This is a genomic window from Planococcus maritimus, from assembly GCF_001592825.1.
Classification (GTDB): Bacteria; Bacillota; Bacilli; order Bacillales_A; family Planococcaceae; genus Planococcus; species Planococcus maritimus_C.
Map to the genome: position 1 here is coordinate 543,700 of NZ_LTZG01000001.1, position 18,501 is coordinate 562,200.

An 18,501-nucleotide genomic window follows, 5' to 3' on the forward strand; every position below is an offset into this window, starting at 1 on the left:
ATAATCCTCCTAGACTTTCACTTCTTCGTTTGAAGAGAAGAGATACAAAACGCGTTCTTTTATCGGAATGCGCAAAATGGCTTCCACTGCTTCTTGGTAAACGGATAATTGGATGGCGTAACGCTCTTTCATCACTGATTGAACATTGCCCATTCCGCGGGTTTGATCGGTTTTGTAATCAAGCAAGACCCACTCCCCGTTTTCTTTAAACAGGCAATCGACAATCCCCTGGACAATTTGATAATCCCCGTCTTCATCAGCACGGGCATACGTGAAAGGAACTTCCCTTCTGACATCCTCTGCAGCCATCAAGCGCTGTGCGATTGGACTATCGAAAAAGGTTTCGACTTGTTCGGCTCTGACCGCCTGCGCTTCTTCCTCTGTCAAAATTTCACGCCCTGCCAATTCCTCTAAAAATTGACGGATTTCCGCTAGATCCATCCGGCGTTCAAATGGTAAATGCTGCATAACCGTATGGACAGCCGTTCCGACGTCTGCTGCGGACAGTTTTCTGTCCATCAAGAAGTCTGGGCGATGAGGCGCCTTTTTCTGTGTTTTCGGTTGATATTCTTGGATAAATGATTCGGGCTCATCCAAACTCTGCAAAAGCTGCAGCCTTTTCATTTCGGTTACCGACTGCTTAGAACGCTTTTCAACAGCAGCCTGGTGGGGATAGGAAAAATCGAAACGGCTGTAGATCAATGCGGCATCGGCATCGGCTTCTGGACGGTCTTCCGGCGCTTCCAGTACAGGCTGCGGCTCTTCTAAAGAAGCGGTCTCGACAATATCAATGTCAAAACGCGAATGATGCTCAATCACTTCACCACCCGTGTGCAGTTGCTGTGCATCAGGATGCCTCGAGACAGCCGGACCGATCCAATCCAAATACGATTTTGCACGCGAGCGTTTAAAATCAGGCAATAGCAGATCGCCAGAAGTCGTTTTCCACTTTTCAAGTAAGCGGTCAATATCTTTTACCGAAGCAGTTAAGTAAAGCTGTTCTTTCGCGCGTGTCATGGCTACATATAAGACGCGCATCTCTTCCGCCTTCATTTGTAGCTGCTTCATCTCTTTGACAGCCAGATACGGCAGCGACGTATATTCAATTCGCGTCTCCGGATTAACAGCCTTGACCGCGAGTCCGTATTGCTGGTCGAATAAATACGGTTTATGGAAATCCATTTCATTGAATGGCCGTCCGGTCCCTGCGAAAAAGACCACAGGAAACTCTAAGCCTTTCGATTTGTGGACGGTCATCAGCCGGACGACGTTCTCTTTTTCACTCAATGATTTGGCAGTCCCAAGGTCATCTCCGCGTTCTCGCATGCGGTCGATAAAACGCAGGAAGCGGAACAAGCCGCGAAAAGCGGTTTGTTCGTATTCTAGTGCACGGTCATGAAGAGCACGCAAATTAGCTTGGCGCTGTTTGCCATTTGACATGGCACCCGCCATTTCGTAATAATTCGTATCCAAATACACTTTCCAAATCAACTCTGCTAAGGAGCCTCTTCGCGCCAAATCACGCCACTTCTGCAAGCTATTAGTAAAACGCGACAACTTGAGGCGTGTAGCTTCTTCCATGGTGCCGGTGCGGATAAACGCTTTTAACGCATCGTAAAAAGTGCCTTTCGCATCAGCTAAGCGAATTGCTGCAAGCTCGTTTTCCTGAAGGCCGAAAAACGGCGCCCGCAAAACGGCGGCAAGCGGAATGTCTTGATACGGATTATCGATAACACGCAATGTATCGAGCATGATCATCACTTCGAGTGCATCGAAATAACCGCCGCTCAATTCCGCATATAAAGGTACACCGGCCGCTTTAAATTCATCGGAAAAATCACTGGACCAAGTCATTGAACGCATCAAAACAACCACATCACGATATTCAAGCGGACGCTCTTTGCCGCTCCATGGATCGTGCACAAGCGTTCCCGCATCCGTCATTTGGCGGATTTTCTGTGCAATCCAGCGAGCTTCCCATTGCGATTTATCCATATCCACAGATACGTCTTCGCCTTCTTCGGTTTCCGGTTCATGGATGAGCGTCAAGTGGATCGGCACATCCGCTTCAGGATAGGGCGCTTTCGGCTTTAATGCCGCATCTTCGTCGTAGCTGATTTCGCCGACGCGTTCTCCCATAATCTGCGAAAAAATGTAATTGGTGCCATCGAGCACTTCTTTGCGGCTCCTGAAATTGGCGTTCAAGTCAATCCTCAGGCCCGTTTCTTTCGCTTCCCGGCTAAAGCGGGAATACTTGCCGAGGAACAGCATCGGCTCCGCCAAGCGGAAACGGTAGATCGATTGTTTCACATCCCCAACCATAAACAAATTGCCATCTTGTTCTGTACCGGACTTCACCAAGCCAAGTATCGTTTCTTGCAGCATATTCGTATCTTGGTATTCATCGACTAAGACTTCCTTGAAGCGTGTTCGGTATTCTTGTGCTATCGCTGAAGGTTTCCCGTCCTCGCTTAAGATTTCCAGTGCATAATGCTCCAAATCCGAAAAATCCACCAATCCGCGATCGATTTTCAAGGCTTTGTAATCTTTTGCAAAGCGCTTCGTTAAATCAACTAATGTTCTCATGAGCGGTGCCATTTCACGCATCTCACCAAGCAGTCGTTCAGGTGCGCGGGTGAAATAACTCTCTTTCACATCATTAAACAGCTTTTTTGCTTCGTTTCTCCGTGCTTTCGCTTCTTCCGCTAACTGCGGGTCGCAGGAATCTTTTTTCACGGAAGCCAAGCGTTCCCATTTAATGTTTCGTGCATAAGCGTGAAGCGACGCCCAAGACTCATCCAAAGCGTCGAGTGCGGCGCGGATCAGCGTGGCATCCATCCTGAAATTCTCTTCCAAGATATGAGGACCATCCGGCTGCGTAGTTAACTCCCAGCCTTCATCGAGTAAATCGAGCGCCGCCTCAAAACTGTGACGTATCGTCATTTTTAAATCGTTCATGAACGGCAATTCGTCAACTGTGGCATGTTCCGATACATCGTAGAGCTGCGGCAATTGTTCAAGCCAAGCCTCCGGTTTAGGGTGCACACGTGAATAATCATATAATTTACCCAGTAAAATCTCCATGGCCTGGTCGCTGCGGTCGGAAGTAAAACTGTCCGCAAGCCTGTAAACCTTATCGCGCCCTTCGCCCTCATAAGCAGATTCAAGCACTGCTTCCATCACATCGTCTCGTAATAAGGCCGCTTCGGTATCTCCCGCAATACGGAATCCTGGATCGATTTCCAATAGATAGGCGTATTGCTTCACCACTTGCAAGCAAAACGAATGCAAAGTCGAAATTTGAGCTTTATTGATCAGCCTCAGCTGTTTTTTCAGATGAACAGATTCTGGCTGTGCAGCAACCGCCTGCTCGAGAGCCGCAGACATACGGTGGCGCATTTCCGCTGCAGAGGCATTCGTAAAGGTCACGACCAATAGCTCGTCGACCGATATCGGATCTTGTTCGTCCAGTACCTTTTCAATCATCCGATTGATCAATACAGCCGTTTTCCCAGAGCCTGCCGCAGCCGATACAAGCATGTCCTGCCCTTTGGCCCAAATCGCCTGCCATTGTTCGTCTGTCCATGTGGCATCATTCGGTTTTTTCGGTATCATCACGACCCACCTCCTTGCGTATTTTCTCAACTGCCTGTTCAGAACTCAATACCGGCAATTTCCGGTATGTCTGGTCGGGATCACTCGGATCGAATTGACATACCGCGCGGAAGTTGCAAAATTGGCATGGCGTATCGTTTTTTAAGCGGTACGGGGAAACGTCCGTACGGCCATCTAGAATCCCGTTCCCTGCGCCTTGATGTTTTTTCCTGACAAATTCACGAATGGTTTCCATGTCTTCTTTTTCGACCGTTTTCGACGAGCCTTTGGAGACCGATCCGTTCTTATTCAGACGGACGGGTATGACATTCGAATAACCGTCGATTTGGTCGTCCATCGCCTGAATGACTTCTGGATCTTCTACGACGAGGCCGTTCATCTTGAACGACTTCGCGAGTTCTTCTTCCAACTCTTCAGCCGTTAATAATTTTGTCATCTTGAGCATCGGATTGTGCATATGGAAATACAACACGCCAGCCGGTTCCGCCTGCTCCCCTAGCCAGCGTTTGGAATGGGTCAAGGCGACATCCAAATACGTGAAAGTTTGCAATGCCAGGCCGTGATACACTTCGCCTAAATCCAGTCCCTGCTTGGACGATTTATAGTCGACGACTCGCAAATAAGGCTTACCGCCAATATCAGTCGAATCGATACGGTCGATGCGTCCCCTGACATTCATTTTGCGGCCGCGTTCAAGCGGTATATCGAGCGGTGGAATCGCTTCTTTTGTGCCAAATCCAACTTCAAGGGCGACCGGCACGAAGCCCGACACTTGTGCATGCTTGCTTAACATGAATGCCGTTTGGCGAATGATGCCCTCGAGTTTATATTGGATATAGCGATAACGATGTGAACTCAGCAAGATTTGGTTAACGAAATAAGGCGATAATTGTTCGATCGCCCGCTTGGCGAGATCTGCACATTGTTCTTTGCTTAACGATGACCAGGAAACGCCCAGTTGCATTACTTCGTCCGAAATCCATTTGATGGCCGCATGGAATAAATCTCCCATCGCTGGAGCCGCCAGTCGGTAGTGACTGCGCTCTTCAAGTTTCAAACCATAAGCCGCATAATGGGCAAAGTGGCAGCTATGATACGTCTCGATACGAGAAACGCTCGAGGCAATCGGTGCCCCGTAGAGGGATTCAGCGGTCCCTTCCGATAATCTCTCAGCTTTCGTGTAGCTTAAAGGCTTGAATATTTGTTGGATGATCGACGACCAAAGCGGATCTTCCCTGTAATAATCGAGCACGGCTTGCCAATGTCCCGTTAGCTCTCCGCTTCTGATTTGGGCAGCCAGGTGGGAAAGCGTCGCACGTGGATGACTAATATATTCCAAAGCGTCTGGCTCATGCAGCTCTTCTGGGCCAATCGCTGCCAGTTTCGGCTCAAGCTGAAGCAAATCGGCGATTTTCCTAATATATAACGAAGGCAACAAAGCTTTCCCTTCCTCATCCGCAATCGGGTAAGAGACGCTCAGCCGGTCGGAAGCCGAAGAGAATGAGCGATAGGCCATATACGTTTCGTCCATCAGACGCATGCGTGAACTCGGGGCAAGTTCGATTCCGATTTTTTGGAACCACTCGCGCTCCGTATCGGTCAAAAGCCCTTCGTGTTCAATGCGCTGCGGCAAGACCCCATCATTTGCACCAATAATAAAGACCGAGCGGATATCCATTAAGCGTGCCAAGTCCATTTTGGCAATCGTCACTTGGTCAAGTGACGGCGGAATGCGGGAAAATTCCAAAGTTTCGAAGCCTTCATCGAGAATGCGCGCGGCGCTTTGGAGGCCCAGTTCTTTATCTCCGAACATCAGGACAAATTGGTCGAGCACGCCAACCCATTGATTCCATGCCTGCTCGTGCTCGGTTGCGGCAAGCAATTGATGGTCGGCCTCTTCACGGTCTTTCAACAATTGGATTTTCGAATAGACATCGAGTTCTTCCACAAACTGAAACAAGATAGTGGCAAAATCGCGGCCGGTCACGCAATCGTTGAGTCGATTTTTCAAACGTTCAAGTGGATCGCGGACGACATCGCGGACGGTTTGCAATTCCATTTGCAGCGCCAGTTCTTCATCAGTCTGGATGCCTGAATGGAATTCGAGTCCGCGGTATTTTTTATAGACCCAACGCTTATCGTCAAACCAACGTTCGCCGTAGATGCCATTGGCCAGAACGAAATTCTCCAGCTGGTCTCCCCGTTCCCGCCATTTCGTGACATTGCCTTCTGGGAAGAACAAGTCCGTCTTCAATGCCCGAAAAACCGGTTCATATGCATAATTTCCGATGACGGCTTCGAGTGCAGAGCGGCTGAATTCGATCAACGGATGATGAAGCATCGACTTTTTTTGACTGATGAAATAAGGAATCTCGTATTGTGGAAAAATGGTATTGATCAATTCGTCGTACACTTCCGGCTGTCGGTACAGCACCGCAATATCATGATAGCGGGAGCCTTCCATTACTTGTTGGCGGATCGACCGGGCAAGTTCGTGGATTTCAGCGCGCCGGTTGGACGCTTCGACTAATTCGACGGCTCCTTGGCCTTGAATGGAAGGAGCGGGAAAAGTTTCAATAAAGCGTTCGACATGCATTAGCTCTTCATTGTTGAAGCGCTTTGTTTCTCTCAAGTAGACCTCTGGTTCTAGCTCGATTCCTTCCGCTGCGGCGAGATCCGTCAAACGGCTTGCTGTAACGGCCGATTGATAGAATAACGACTGCTCGTCTTCGGCGCTGCTCGCATCGTCCATCGGCAAGACGATCGTCACGGATTTGGCATGCTTCAGCAGCTCTTCGATGATTTGGAATTCACGTGCTGTAAAACTGACAAACCCGTCAATGTAAATAACCGATTGCTTGATCATTTCTGAGTGCCGGATTTTCTCACTTAACAATCCGAGGTGGCCTTCGGAATCCACGAATACTTTGCCAAGTCTGCGGTCAATCTCAAGCAAGATGAGCTCCAGGTCTGCAGCCTTGTCCTGCAATGTCCTAGGTGCCCCAGCTGTTTCTAGCGATGAACGGATGGTGCCGAGTTCATCGCAATCGATGCAATAACGGGAAAATTCCTTGATCAATTGTTCAATCTGGTCAGTGAAGCCCCGCTTCCCTGCCGCTCTTCGAAACAAATTAAATTCATCTCTATGTTCTTCGAGCAAACTGCGGATTAGCATGCGGTAGCCAAATGTATCAATTTCTTTGCGGCTGATTCCGCCAACTTCTTGTAACACACGCCAGGCAAGCCGCTTGAATGTGACGGCTTGCGCACGGATCATCCCATTCATGCCGTATGCAGCGGACAACCGATACTCCGTAGAAAACGACATTTGGTCGGGAACAATGAGAAATATCGGATCACCGTCCGCTTGGTCTTTTAAACTATCGGCGATTTCCTCTTGGACAAAGCGGGTTTTTCCAGTTCCTGCACGCCCGTAAACAATGCGTAGAGACATATAATGCACCCCTTCTCAATAAAGAACATTTGTTCTTATTGTACTATAAACGATAAAAAAGAACGACTTTCCTGTTAAGATAGCCGTTCTTTTTCACGTTCTTCCTTTGCTCTCTTGAAATCGGCTTCAACTCTTTTGTTGAGCCGCTTCTCCAGAATTTTCCCGATGATATACAACAAGACGATGACGGCGATCACGATGCCTGTTCGGACCGGCTGGGTGAATAATGCCCGGATGTCATAGCCGACGTACGAGATGGTCAAAACCATGACAAACTTCCCGGCCATCAAGGTCAATAGATAATAATGGCGGCTAATATTCGATAAGCCTGCCACTAGATTGACGAGTGCTGATGGTGTAAACGGGAAACACAGCAGCAAGAATAATGGACCGAAGCCATTGCGCTCTACCCAATGAATAAGCCGTTCCACTTTCTGGTGGCGCGTCATGAACTTCATGAAGCGCGCTTGCCCAAATTTTCGGACCAACAAAAAGACTGTATATGATCCAGCGACCGCCCCGCCCCAGGATAAGAGGAAGCCAAGCCATAAACCGTACGCAGTGGCATTCGCAAAAACGAACACAAATAATGGCAAAAACGGCAAAAACGATTCGATGAACGGCAGCAAAAATCCAATGAACGGACCAAATGCCCGGTAAGATTGCGTTAACTCGACAATGTTTTCCATCGTAAAAAAATCCGACATAGGCTCAGTCCTTTTAAATTGCGTGATTTTTCAATTATGAATCTAATAACAGGAAAAAATATGCTATGCTATTATAATTACTTTACACTCTTTTCCCCGTTTTGGAAAAGAGAAATACTTGCGGCCAAAGGAGCGGAACAAATTGAAGGAACACGGATTTTCTTCTGGGATTAGAGCCGGCGCGAGCATCGCCATCGGCTATTTCCCAGTCGCATTGACTTTTGGGCTGTTGGCGAAAACGACAGGCTTGTCTCTCATCGAAGCGACGGCCATGAGCATCTTCGTTTTTGCCGGTGCCGCCCAGTACATATCACTTTCCCTCATCACAGCCGGTGTACTCCCGGCGCTCATCGTCGTCAACACGTTCATCGTCAATATTCGCCATTTTTTGATGACGGCAGCATTGAACGAAAAAATGGAGCCGGCCGCCCGTTGGAAAAAAGCGCTGTATGCGTTTGGCATTACCGATGAAACTTTTACGGTGCTCGCCACACAACCAGGCCATAAAATCCGAACTTCATTTGCAGCTGGCGTCATTGTCATATCTTACGGAAGTTGGGTATTGTTCACTGCACTCGGCCATTTGATTGGCGCCAGCCTCCCAGCTTTTCTGCAGGCGTCCATGTCCATCGCCCTGTATGCAATGTTTGTCGGCTTGCTTGTGCCGTCGATGAAAGGCAACCGCAAAGTCGTCAGCCTGGCATTGATCGCCGCCCTATTCAACTCGCTATTTTTCTTCACCGGCTGGCTGTCCACCGGCTGGGCCATTATGGTGTCGACTCTCGCTTCAGCAATCATCATTGAACTAATTTCACGGAAAGGAGTTGCCGCCTGATGGGTGCTTGGATCTGGTGGATGATTTTTGGAATGGCTATCGTTACCTATATTCCACGTGCTATCCCGTTAACCTTTTTGGAAGGCCGTGAATTGCCAGAAGTGGTGCAGAATGTATTACGCAATATTCCGTACGCCGTACTTGGCGCATTGATTTTTCCGGCTGTGTTCTTCATTCAGGAAAACATCTGGTTCGGCGTGATCGGTGTCGCCTCTGCATTTGCCATCGCAATTGCCGGAGCGAATGTAATTTTCGTCATACTTGGGACGATCGCTATACTTTCCATATATGGACTTTGGTTCGGATAAGAAAAAAAGCCGTCACTCATTTTCATGAGCTTCGGCTTTTTTTCTTTTTTGATACATATTGCTCGCATACCAGAAACCAGCTGTTAATGAAGCGGCGTTGACAATGAACAATAGCCACGTATGAGTGAAGCCGGCATACACTGCCGCTGCAATCAATGCTACGGTCAAGATGAGGCCGACATAATGGTTGAATGTCACGCGCGTAAACAGGATCACAAGAAGCCCGGGCACAAATAGCGATAGGAAAAACTTAGTCACCATTGACTCCATATTTTTCTCTCCTTACTCGACAATCAAGAGCCCTAGACGATGGTGGTCATGACGGAAGACAACATGTTGTCGCAGACGCATTTCCAGGTTGTGGTCGATTACTTCTAAGCGACAATGCGCCGCGTTTAGTTGGATGGCTTCGTATAGTTCCGTTTCATTCGTCACAGTGGTGCCGTTTACTTTGCGGATGATTTCCCCGCGCACAAGCCCCATTTTTTCTGCAGGCGAGCCCGGCAGCACATCGATGATCATGACACCTTGCGCTTGTGGAGTCACTGTATAATTCCCGCTACGCTCTTTTTGCGCATAATACACGCTGATGCCTAAACGGAACACTGTACCAGCTGCAAGTGCGATGATTGCCATCGGCTGCCAAAGAAAACCGAATAGGGCAAGAACAATCGTCAAGACAGCCGACCCTGCAACCGATTTGGCGATTTTCGGATACAAGTAAACAGGCAAGGTACGTTTACTGCGGCCTTGGAACCCGAATACGACTGGGAACAAGATGAAGGAAAAGGCCGATTCTCCAATCGGCAGCTGCGGCCAATACGGTGCGTATTCAGAAATCATTTCTCCTGGCACGACCAGCACTGCCGGGATCAGCCATAACCGGCGGGAAATATAGGCAGCTGCACGCAAGCCACGCGCCGATTTATGCAGGCGCGGCGAAGCGGCTGCTGCCGCTGACTTGTCGATCATACGGCTTTCGATAAACAGGACAATCCCTGAAATCAAAGCGACTGAAATGAGCCAACCGTCCGAAAAGCTTCGACCAGCCATTTCGGCGAATCCAAGATTGAGACTCCAATTACTAGCTTCGAATAACCAAACGATTGCTGCTGCAGCTCCCGCTAAATAAATAAAAGAAGCCAGATGATAAAATCCGCTCAGCATGATAATTATGCTGATGATGCTAAGCGCAATCAGCCACTCCATCGGTACTGCTAACCCGGCCGCTGCGACGATCACCGATAAGATCAATGCATATAGCCAGCCATCCTTCAATAAGCGCTTGAATTCCGTCCCGCCGTACACAATCCGCGTACGGAAAATCCGGCGTTCTTTTTTAACGCGAAAATATCCAAGCATCGTCGCAGCAAATAATGCGACATAAAAAACAGGGTTGAGAAAAAACATGGCGATTGCCATCAAAAAATCCGTTAACACTCCACTGACACCATCCTTAAGCTAAATGAACTTATCTTCCATTGTACCAAAGAAGCAGGGATAGCCCTACACCTTTTTCAATCAGTTGAATGCCAGTTTCAGCTGCCCAAGAATATCTTCAGTGCCTTCGATGCCAGCAGACAGCCTGACGACCCGCTCGGTCACGCCAATACGTGCTTTTTCCTCCGCCGATAATGCGCGGTGCGATGTGCCGAATGGATACGATACTGTGGTCTCGACTCCAGCCAAGGTCGGAACGATTTTGATCCAACCGAGTGAAGAGAAGAAAGTGGAGATATCCATCGACTCAGGCAATTCAAACGAAACAATGGCGCCTTTTCCTGGATACCATACTCGCGCTTTGTCTTGCAGAAAATCAGCAATCGCCTGTGCATTGGCAGTCTGTTTCTCCATCCGCAACGCTAAAGTCTTAATGCCACGAATGGTCAACCATGCTTCAAACGGGCTTAAATTCATGCCGAGATTGACCACGCGTTTTGTGGCTTCTTCGATCAAAGATTCATCTCCGACCAATACCCCTGAAGTGACATCGCTATGTCCACCGAGATATTTGGTTGCGCTATGTACGACTAAATCCACACCTTGAGCATAAGGCGTATATGTGTAAGGTGTTGCAAAGGTATTATCGATCATCACTTTCACGCCGTATTGATTTTTCAAACGGACAAGGCCTTCGATATCTTCGATTCGCAGAAATGGATTGGTAATCGATTCACTGACGATTAATTTCACTTCAGGAAAATCAACAAGCATTTGCTCGATCGTGCCGATATCCGAAAAATCTTCGAAGTGCACGGTAATGCCGAGCCTTTTCAATTCTTCTTTCAATAAATGGAAAGTTCCGCCATAGACATCCTCAGCAGCAAGGATATGGTCTCCTGCTTGGGCAACAGCTAAGATTCCAGCAAGTATCGCTGACATGCCAGAAGATGCAGCCACGCCTCTCGGTGCCCCTTCAAGCTGTGCAACCGTTTGTCCAAGTGCATCTGTATTCGGGTTCGCTGTCCGGGTGTAGAGATACGTTCCATTTCCTTCGTAATAGCCTTCCAATTCTTCCAACGAAGAAAAAGAGAAAGCCGATGTTTGATAAAGCGGCATGACTTTCGGGCGGATTGTCCGCTCTTCTACGCCTGCTGTGTGTACGGATTTCGTGTCGATTGATGTCATTATGATTCCCCCTCATTGATTTCGTCGATAAATCCATTCATCATGTCTTCGTCCATCGGGCCGACGATTTTATGAAGTATACGGCCTTCTCTGTCTATGATATAGGAAGTTGGTATCGAAAACGCTTGGTAAAGCGCACCAATGTCTCCGTCTACATCCATCGGAATTGGAAAACTCAAGCCGAATTCTTCGACAAATTTTTCGATTTCCGACATGCCCCGGTCTTCTGTCGTTAAGTTAACAGCGACCACCTCGACATCCTGCTCCTGCTGTTTGTCATAGAACGTCTGCATATGAGGCATTTCTGCACGGCAAGGTGGACACCATGTCGCCCAGAAGTTAAGGATGACCGCTTTTCCACGGTAATCCGATAAGCGCACATCCTCTCCTGCCAATGTCGTCAATTCGAAGTCAGGGGCCAACTCGCCTTTCGCTAAGCCTTCATCGGTCGGAAGAAAATCGACCGTACTGCCAAGCGCCATTTTATTCAATGCACGGTCTTCTTGTTGGCTGTCAAAGACTGCCCATACCGCAAGAATGATGACCACGATGGCGGCTATTAGGAGCCCGATCATTTTTTTCGACATTGTTTTCACTCCATTCCATTACCATCATACGATAAACAAACGATTACTTGCTACTAAATTCACCGGAATTATCCCGTAACAAATTGTGTCCATAAAAAAACCGCCACGGCCTCTTCCCAAAACTCCATATGTTCTGGAGCGGAGAAAGTTGCCTTGACGGATTTTAAGATTAATAAGAAAGATAGTTGGCTGGGTTCACAGCATTGCTGCGCGCTCCATTCCAAGATCCCACATGGATTTCAAAATGTAAATGAGGCCCAGTCGAACGGCCGGTGTTGCCCATGCCTGCAATATATTGGCGCTGTTCAACTTTCTGTCCGACTGATACTCCAATCGAATTTAGATGGCCATATACAGTCGCATAAGGTTGCCCGTTAATCGAGTGGTTAATAATAATAACATTCCCATATCCGTTCATCGACCCGGCATAGGAGACATAGCCGGCAGCTGAAGCCACGATAGGTGTTCCAGGAGAGTTGGCGATATCATATCCAAGATGCGTCTCAGCACCGTCCCCGATATCACGTCCACCAAACCCAGATGTGTGACGGCCGGATGCCGGCATGACAAAGTTTGCTGCTGGCTTGACGACAGGAGCTGGTGTCGGTGTCGGCGTTGGCGCTGGAGTTGGTGCCGGGCTTGCAGCGCTGGCACTTGCTGATGAAGATTTACTTGCTGCTTTTTTGGCTGCGGCTTTTTCAGCTGCAGCTTTTTCGGCTGCAGCTCGTTCAGCAGCCGCTTTCTCTGCTGCGGCACGCTCCGCTGCTGCTTTTTCAGCTGCTGCCTTTTCGGCTGCGGCTTTACGTTCAGCCTCCGCGATACGGGCACGTTCAGATTCTTCTTCCTTAGCCAATTTCGCCATGCGAGCTTGCTGTCCCATGATTTGTTTTTCCACTTCAGCGCTGACTTCAAGCGCTTCTTCGTGTTGTGCTTCTAAATTGGTTTTTTCTGAAGCTAAGCGTTTTTGCTCTGCTTCCATTTGTTTTTTTAAACCTGCCTGTTCTTCTTTTTGGCTATCCAATGAAGCTTTCAATGAAACCAGTTCAGCGCGGCGTTCTTCCTGGTTGGCAAGAATTGTTTCAACCGCTTCTTTTTTAGCAGCCAATTCTTTTTTGTCCTCGGCTTGCTCACGCATGATGTCACGATCAGCCTCAATTAACGTATTGACGGCTGAAACACGGTCGATAAAATCGATAAAGCTATTGGCACCTAATAAGACATCTATGTACTCAACCGAGCCTCCGCCCATTTGAATCGCGCGAGCTCGTTCTTTCAATAATTCAGTACGCTCATCAATCTTGCGTTCAAGTTCTTCGATTGCTTCTTTCAACTCATCGATTTCTTCTTTCGTCTGGTCAATTTCCGCTTGCACAGTATCAATTTTCGACTGGGTTTCTTGCATTTTCTTGTCCAATTGTTGGATTTCCGAAACAATGCTATCGAGCTTTGAAGACGTTTCTTGAATCTCGCCTTCCTTCTCTTGTATCCCCGAGCTTAAGTCTTCTTCTTTTTCTTCTAATTCCTTACGTTCTTTTTCCAATTTTTTCTGTTCACTTTGTACTTGCTGTTGCTCTTCTTCTAATTCATCCAATTTGCTGCTATTTGCATGCGCAGTAGGCAGCAGCAATGATAAAGCTAGAATTGATGAAGCACCAGATAGTATCCATTTAGACTTCGAATTCAAGTTCGTTTTCCCCCTTTGGATTTACGTTCTTTTTCTATGTCTGTATTTTATTTCCTAATTTATGTAAGCTTAAGGCCTATGGTTAACATGCGACCATAGGCCTTTGATTGATTATACACGTAAAAACTTGCGAATGGACATAAAACTTCCCCAGATTCCGATAAAGACACCCATCGCCAAGATCAATGCACTCACTTGGTAAATAAAAGGTGAAAACTCCAGCAGTTGGAAAAGTTCTCCGCTTAGTCGAGGTTGTACGAACTCCGTAATTTTCTGGTATAGCAGCACGACAAGGCCGATTGGGATAATAGAACCCAAAATTCCTAGCCACATGCCTTCTAGAATGAACGGTACACGGACAAACCAATTGGTTGCCCCGACAAGTTTCATGATCTCAATTTCGGTACGACGCGCCACAATGGTAATGCGGATCGTATTCGATATCAAGAACATCGCTGTAAACAACAAAGCTAAAATGAGGACCAGGCCGACATTGCGCCCAGCGTTCAAGAAATTGAAAAGTTTTTCAATTTTCCCTTCCCCGTATTCTACGTCTTCGATATATTCAAGGGCAGCAATATCGTTTGCTACCGCTTCTGTCTGTTGAGGTTCTGTCGCTTTTACATAGAACACATCAAACAATGGATTGCTTTGTTCAAATAGGCTCAGTTCTTCGCCAAAGTCGAGTACGAGATCCGTCAATTCTTCTTCTTTCGTTGAAAAATCGGCTGATTCGACGCCACTCAACCCGGATATCTCTTCCTCGAGTTCAGCAATTTGCTCTTCTTCTGCCTCGAGAGAAACGAAGACTTTAATTTCGACATCATTTTCGAGGTCATCGGCTACTTTGTTCAAGTTCATCATAATCATGACAAATACTCCCACAAGCAGCAATGTAACTGTAACGGCGCTGACAGATGCAAACGTCATCCAGCCATTTCTACCGAGGCTCTTGAGGCTTTCTTTGATGTGGCGGCCAAATGTTCTAATCTTCATAGCCGTAATCACCTCCGGCTGCGTCGCGTACAATCAGCCCGCCTTCAATAGCGATAACGCGATGTCTCAATTTGTTAACGATTTCTCGGTTGTGGGTCGCCATGATAATGGTCGTCCCTGTCGAATTGATCTGTTCGAAAAGATTCATGATATCCCACGATGTATCAGGGTCAAGGTTGCCTGTTGGCTCATCGGCGATCATGATTTTCGGTGTATTGACGATGGAACGGGCGATAGATACACGCTGCTGTTCACCACCGGACAATTCACGGGGGAACATTTTCGCTTTATGCTTCAACCCAACCATGTCCAATACTTCCATGACACGATCTTTGATGATTCGAGGTTTCTCCTCGATAACCTCTAATGCAAAGGCAACATTTTCATAAACATTTAAGCGCGGCAATAATTTGAAATCCTGGAATACGACACCGATATCACGGCGCAGAAAAGGAACTTTCCGGTTTTTCAATTTGGCGATATCTTTTCCATCGACCAGCATTTGCCCTGAAGATGGACGTTCTTCCCGATACATCATCTTGATGAACGTCGATTTACCGGCTCCGCTTGGCCCAACGATATAGACAAATTCGCCTTGGTCAATCTCAACATTCAAACCATTGAGTGCCACAATACCGTTCGGATATTTTTTATAGACATTTTTCATTTGTATCATTTATAAACCACCTATTAATCATCCGGCATATTGCCGAATTTAATTTCCCATGTACGTAGCAAATTTTGCAGCACGGTTATTATAACACTCCTAAACTTCTTTTTTGTTACAGTTACATTTCAATTCAGACTCAGTCTCTATACAATTAATTATCTGAAAGTTCGATAATTTTAAGGCAAATTTCATTGCTAGCTTCCTTATTTTTATCATTTGTCTTTATATTCTCCTTGTTTTTTGGCAAAAAAAATAAACCGGTCAACAACCCGGTTTATTTTTGGTTTGCAAGATATTCAGCTACAGCTTGTGCTTCTTCACCTTCGATAATGTTTGGAGGCATTGCGCCTTGCCCATTTTCAATAACTGATAGGATTTCTTCTTGAGATAAGCGGGATCCTACATCATTTAGTGCTGGGAAACTGCCTCCGCCTTCCAAGTTTTCACCGTGGCATGAAATACAGTTTTGCTGAATAACTGCTTCAGCGTCTACTGTTGTTGTTTCCGTTTCGCCACCTGTGTCAGCAGGCTCTTCTGGAGATGATTCTTCTTCGCCTCCGCATGCACCAAGAACCAGAACAGAACCGAACAATACCGTCATCAATTGTTTTTTCATGGAAATCCTCCTCTGCGTTTTGCTTATTTTACCTTCTATAGGAGTATACCAAATTTAGGCACGTTTGAAACCTTCTCCTAACACTTCAGATGCGTCGGATACAATAACAAACGCTTGCGGATCGATTAACTTCACCAATTGTTTTAACCTTGTGAACTCTGTTTGTGGAATGACGACCATCAAAATCGGCTTTTCGTTTCCTGAGTAGCCGCCTGTTGCAGTCAATTCTGTTACGCCTCTATCGACTTCATCATAAATGGCATCACGGATTTCCACTTGCTTGTTCGTGATGATGTAGACCATCTTCGATCGGCTAAATCCGACTTGCACTAAATCTATTGTCTTGGTCGTGAGGTACAATCCAATCAAAGCATACAAGCCCTTTTCAATATCAAAAACGATAGCTGCTGCCAAGACGATCATGCCGTCGATAATCGCAACACTTGTACCGAGCGTAAGCCCAGTGTATTTGGTAATGATTTGTGCTGCCAAATCAGTTCCGCCAGTCGATGCTTTTCCTCGAAAGACGATCCCTAGCCCAAGCCCCACCATGATACCGCCGAACAGCGAGCCGAGCAACGGATCTCTCGTCCAGGCTTCCCAATCTTCAGTCAGGTAGACAACAAGCGGCAAAAAAACGGTGCCGACTGCCGTCTTAATGCCAAAATTCTTCCCAAGCAAAATGACTCCGGATATGAACAACGGGATATTAAACGCCCATTGGACAAATGCAGGCTTCCACTCGAGCAATCCAAATAAAATCGTACTAATGCCACTCACGCCGCCCGATGCGACTTCGTTCGGCAATAAAAACACGTTAAATGAAATAGCGACAATCGCAGCGCCTGCTAATATTGAGAAGTAATCTAATACACTTGTCAAAACCGGATGTGGATCTTTTGTTTTTCGTATATTTCGTTTTCCCATATGCTGTTATTCCTCTTCCTTTTTTATTCACTTGAACCCTGTCAGAGTATAGCAGACCCCCCGTTTTTTGTGAACTTCATCCGGATAAAGCAATAGACCTGCCATGACGAACTAACCAGTCGCTTTCCTCCGCCAGATGCCAGGTTTTGAAATGGCTTCTATTGAAGCTTTTTTAATGCGGTTGATAATGGATAGACGCCAATGCTTTGAATAGTCAGCGATAGTAAAATAACTGCAAATGCTAGTGAAATCAGCAATTCTCCTTGGCCAGATGCCGTTTCTTCAAGCCATAGCAATAATGCCACAGACATGGCTCCTTTAATGCCAGACCAAGCAGTTAATGTAATTGTCGATAAATCATTTTTGAATTCTCGCCGCCATTTAGGCACTCCATAAATAAATACTGCAATCACAAGGAAGCGGATGAGGACGGACAATAAGAAAATGGCGATCGCGAACCACCAGCCTGAAAACGTCAGATATTCTGCACCTCGTATGCCGATTAACAAAAACAGTACTGCCAATAAGATAGGGGTAACGATGTCCCAAAATCCGTCCAATGACTGAGGAAGCGTATCTTCCTCAATGTCTTTGTCCATTTCATAAGCGACGAATATACCGGCTGCCACTGTTGCAAGTACACCCGACACCCCGATGGCCTCCCCAAAATAAAAAGCGCCATACGCCCCAATGACGCTGAGCATAACCTGGTATCTCTTATCCGCGGTAAAGCGGATGGTTTCGCTCATTAACCAGCCAATAGCGATTCCAAGCATGACGCCCCCCATCGAGACGAGCAACAATTCCGATATGAACTGGCCGACTGAAAATCCGTTTCCGGTTTGATACATTGCCAAGAAAATCGTGAAAAAGACAATGCTCGTCCCGTCGTTGATCATCGACTCACCTTCAACTACATCAGCAATCTGTTCTGAACCGCCGCTTTCTTTCAAGATGGCAGTCACAGACACCGGATCGGTCGGTGTCAAAATCGCTGCGAGTAAAAATGATGCCGTCAAGGTGAGTGAAGTAAACAATCCGCCCACGAAATGGATAGACAAGCCTAGCAAAATGACCGTAAGAATCAATCCTATGGTGCTTAAACTGAGAATGATCCCAATATTTTGTCTGAGTTGCTTCAACGGGAATTGATAAGCCGAGGTAAACAACATAGCTGGAAGAAATACAGTGAAGATAATTTCTTTGGAAATACGGAATCCATCAAAATACGGAATAAAAGAAAGTCCTAAACCTATGAACACCAAGACTACAGGTACTGGGAAATAATTCTTTTTAATATCGATTGTGTAAACGATATAGCCAATGATCAATAAGACCAACAGTTGATGCGTCATCATATAGGAGACCTCCTTGGCCAATTCAAGTTCTTTACTTCTATTGCCTTTTCACCATCAAAAAAACCCCAAATCAGCCGGTTTCTAAGGGGCTGATTTGGGGACTGAACTACGGGAAA

General features: G+C 46.8%; 15 protein-coding genes. 2 read left to right on the forward strand and 13 right to left on the reverse strand.

All coding sequences use genetic code 11. The annotated features are described in order from the left end of the window. Nucleotides 1–9: 9 nt before the first annotated feature. From addA to AY633_RS02780, 3 genes are all read right to left on the reverse strand, one after another. On the reverse strand, nt 10–3,615 hold the full coding sequence (addA, locus tag AY633_RS02770) for a helicase-exonuclease AddAB subunit AddA (protein WP_068486280.1): 3,606 nt from the start codon (nt 3,613–3,615) through the stop codon (nt 10–12). After that, entirely contained in the window at nt 3,593–7,069 is a 3,477-nt protein-coding gene (gene addB, locus AY633_RS02775; protein ID WP_068486283.1) for a helicase-exonuclease AddAB subunit AddB, read from the reverse strand. The genes addA and addB overlap by 23 nt, the downstream gene beginning before the upstream one ends. Before the next feature lie 74 nt (nt 7,070–7,143). Beyond that, a complete protein-coding gene (locus AY633_RS02780; RefSeq protein ID WP_082799206.1) occupies nt 7,144–7,758 on the reverse strand; it encodes a TVP38/TMEM64 family protein in 615 nt (204 codons plus the stop codon). Between the two features lie 160 nt (nt 7,759–7,918). Between AY633_RS02780 and AY633_RS02785 the strand changes: the two genes are divergently transcribed. After that, entirely contained in the window at nt 7,919–8,611 is a 693-nt protein-coding gene (locus tag AY633_RS02785; RefSeq protein WP_068486287.1) for an AzlC family ABC transporter permease, read from the forward strand. Further along, nucleotides 8,611–8,919 carry an AzlD domain-containing protein gene (locus tag AY633_RS02790; protein ID WP_068486289.1) on the forward strand — a complete coding sequence of 103 codons (309 nt, stop codon included), beginning with the start codon at nt 8,611–8,613 and terminating at the stop codon, nt 8,917–8,919. The genes AY633_RS02785 and AY633_RS02790 overlap by 1 nt, the downstream gene beginning before the upstream one ends. 12 nt (nt 8,920–8,931) lie before the next feature. Here the strand turns inward: AY633_RS02790 and AY633_RS02795 are convergent, their stop codons facing one another. The 10 genes from AY633_RS02795 to AY633_RS02840 form a co-directional block, all read right to left on the reverse strand. Continuing rightward, nucleotides 8,932–9,189, reverse strand: coding sequence for a CsbA family protein (locus AY633_RS02795; protein WP_068463237.1), 258 nt, complete (start codon nt 9,187–9,189; stop codon nt 8,932–8,934). Between the two features lie 12 nt (nt 9,190–9,201). Then, the gene (locus AY633_RS02800; protein WP_068487849.1) at nt 9,202–10,341 is read right to left on the reverse strand and encodes a PDZ domain-containing protein; all 1,140 of its coding nucleotides are present in this window, start codon (nt 10,339–10,341) and stop codon (nt 9,202–9,204) included. A 99-nt stretch (nt 10,342–10,440) separates the two neighbouring features. Further along, on the reverse strand, nt 10,441–11,547 hold the full coding sequence (locus AY633_RS02805) for a trans-sulfuration enzyme family protein (RefSeq protein WP_068486290.1): 1,107 nt from the start codon (nt 11,545–11,547) through the stop codon (nt 10,441–10,443). Continuing rightward, nucleotides 11,547–12,134, reverse strand: a complete 588-nt coding sequence (locus AY633_RS02810; RefSeq protein ID WP_068486291.1) for a peroxiredoxin family protein — start codon at nt 12,132–12,134, stop codon at nt 11,547–11,549. Before AY633_RS02810 ends, AY633_RS02805 begins: the two co-directional genes overlap by 1 nt. 169 nt (nt 12,135–12,303) lie before the next feature. Continuing rightward, complete coding sequence (locus tag AY633_RS02815) at nt 12,304–13,818, reverse strand: murein hydrolase activator EnvC family protein (RefSeq protein ID WP_068486292.1); 1,515 nt, start codon at nt 13,816–13,818, stop codon at nt 12,304–12,306. Between the two features lie 111 nt (nt 13,819–13,929). After that, a complete protein-coding gene (gene ftsX, locus AY633_RS02820) occupies nt 13,930–14,814 on the reverse strand; it encodes a permease-like cell division protein FtsX (RefSeq protein WP_068463248.1) in 885 nt (294 codons plus the stop codon). Next, nucleotides 14,804–15,490: a cell division ATP-binding protein FtsE gene (gene ftsE, locus AY633_RS02825; protein WP_068486294.1), complete on the reverse strand. Its 687-nt coding sequence runs from the start codon at nt 15,488–15,490 to the stop codon at nt 14,804–14,806. The genes ftsX and ftsE overlap by 11 nt, the downstream gene beginning before the upstream one ends. Before the next feature lie 268 nt (nt 15,491–15,758). Next, a complete protein-coding gene (cccB, locus tag AY633_RS02830; protein WP_068463252.1) occupies nt 15,759–16,100 on the reverse strand; it encodes a cytochrome c551 in 342 nt (113 codons plus the stop codon). A gap of 54 nt (nt 16,101–16,154) precedes the next feature. Continuing rightward, nucleotides 16,155–17,027, reverse strand: coding sequence for a YitT family protein (locus AY633_RS02835; protein ID WP_068486295.1), 873 nt, complete (start codon nt 17,025–17,027; stop codon nt 16,155–16,157). 158 nt (nt 17,028–17,185) lie between these two features. After that, nucleotides 17,186–18,385, reverse strand: coding sequence for a cation:proton antiporter (locus AY633_RS02840; RefSeq protein ID WP_068486296.1), 1,200 nt, complete (start codon nt 18,383–18,385; stop codon nt 17,186–17,188). Nucleotides 18,386–18,501: the final 116 nt, after the last annotated feature.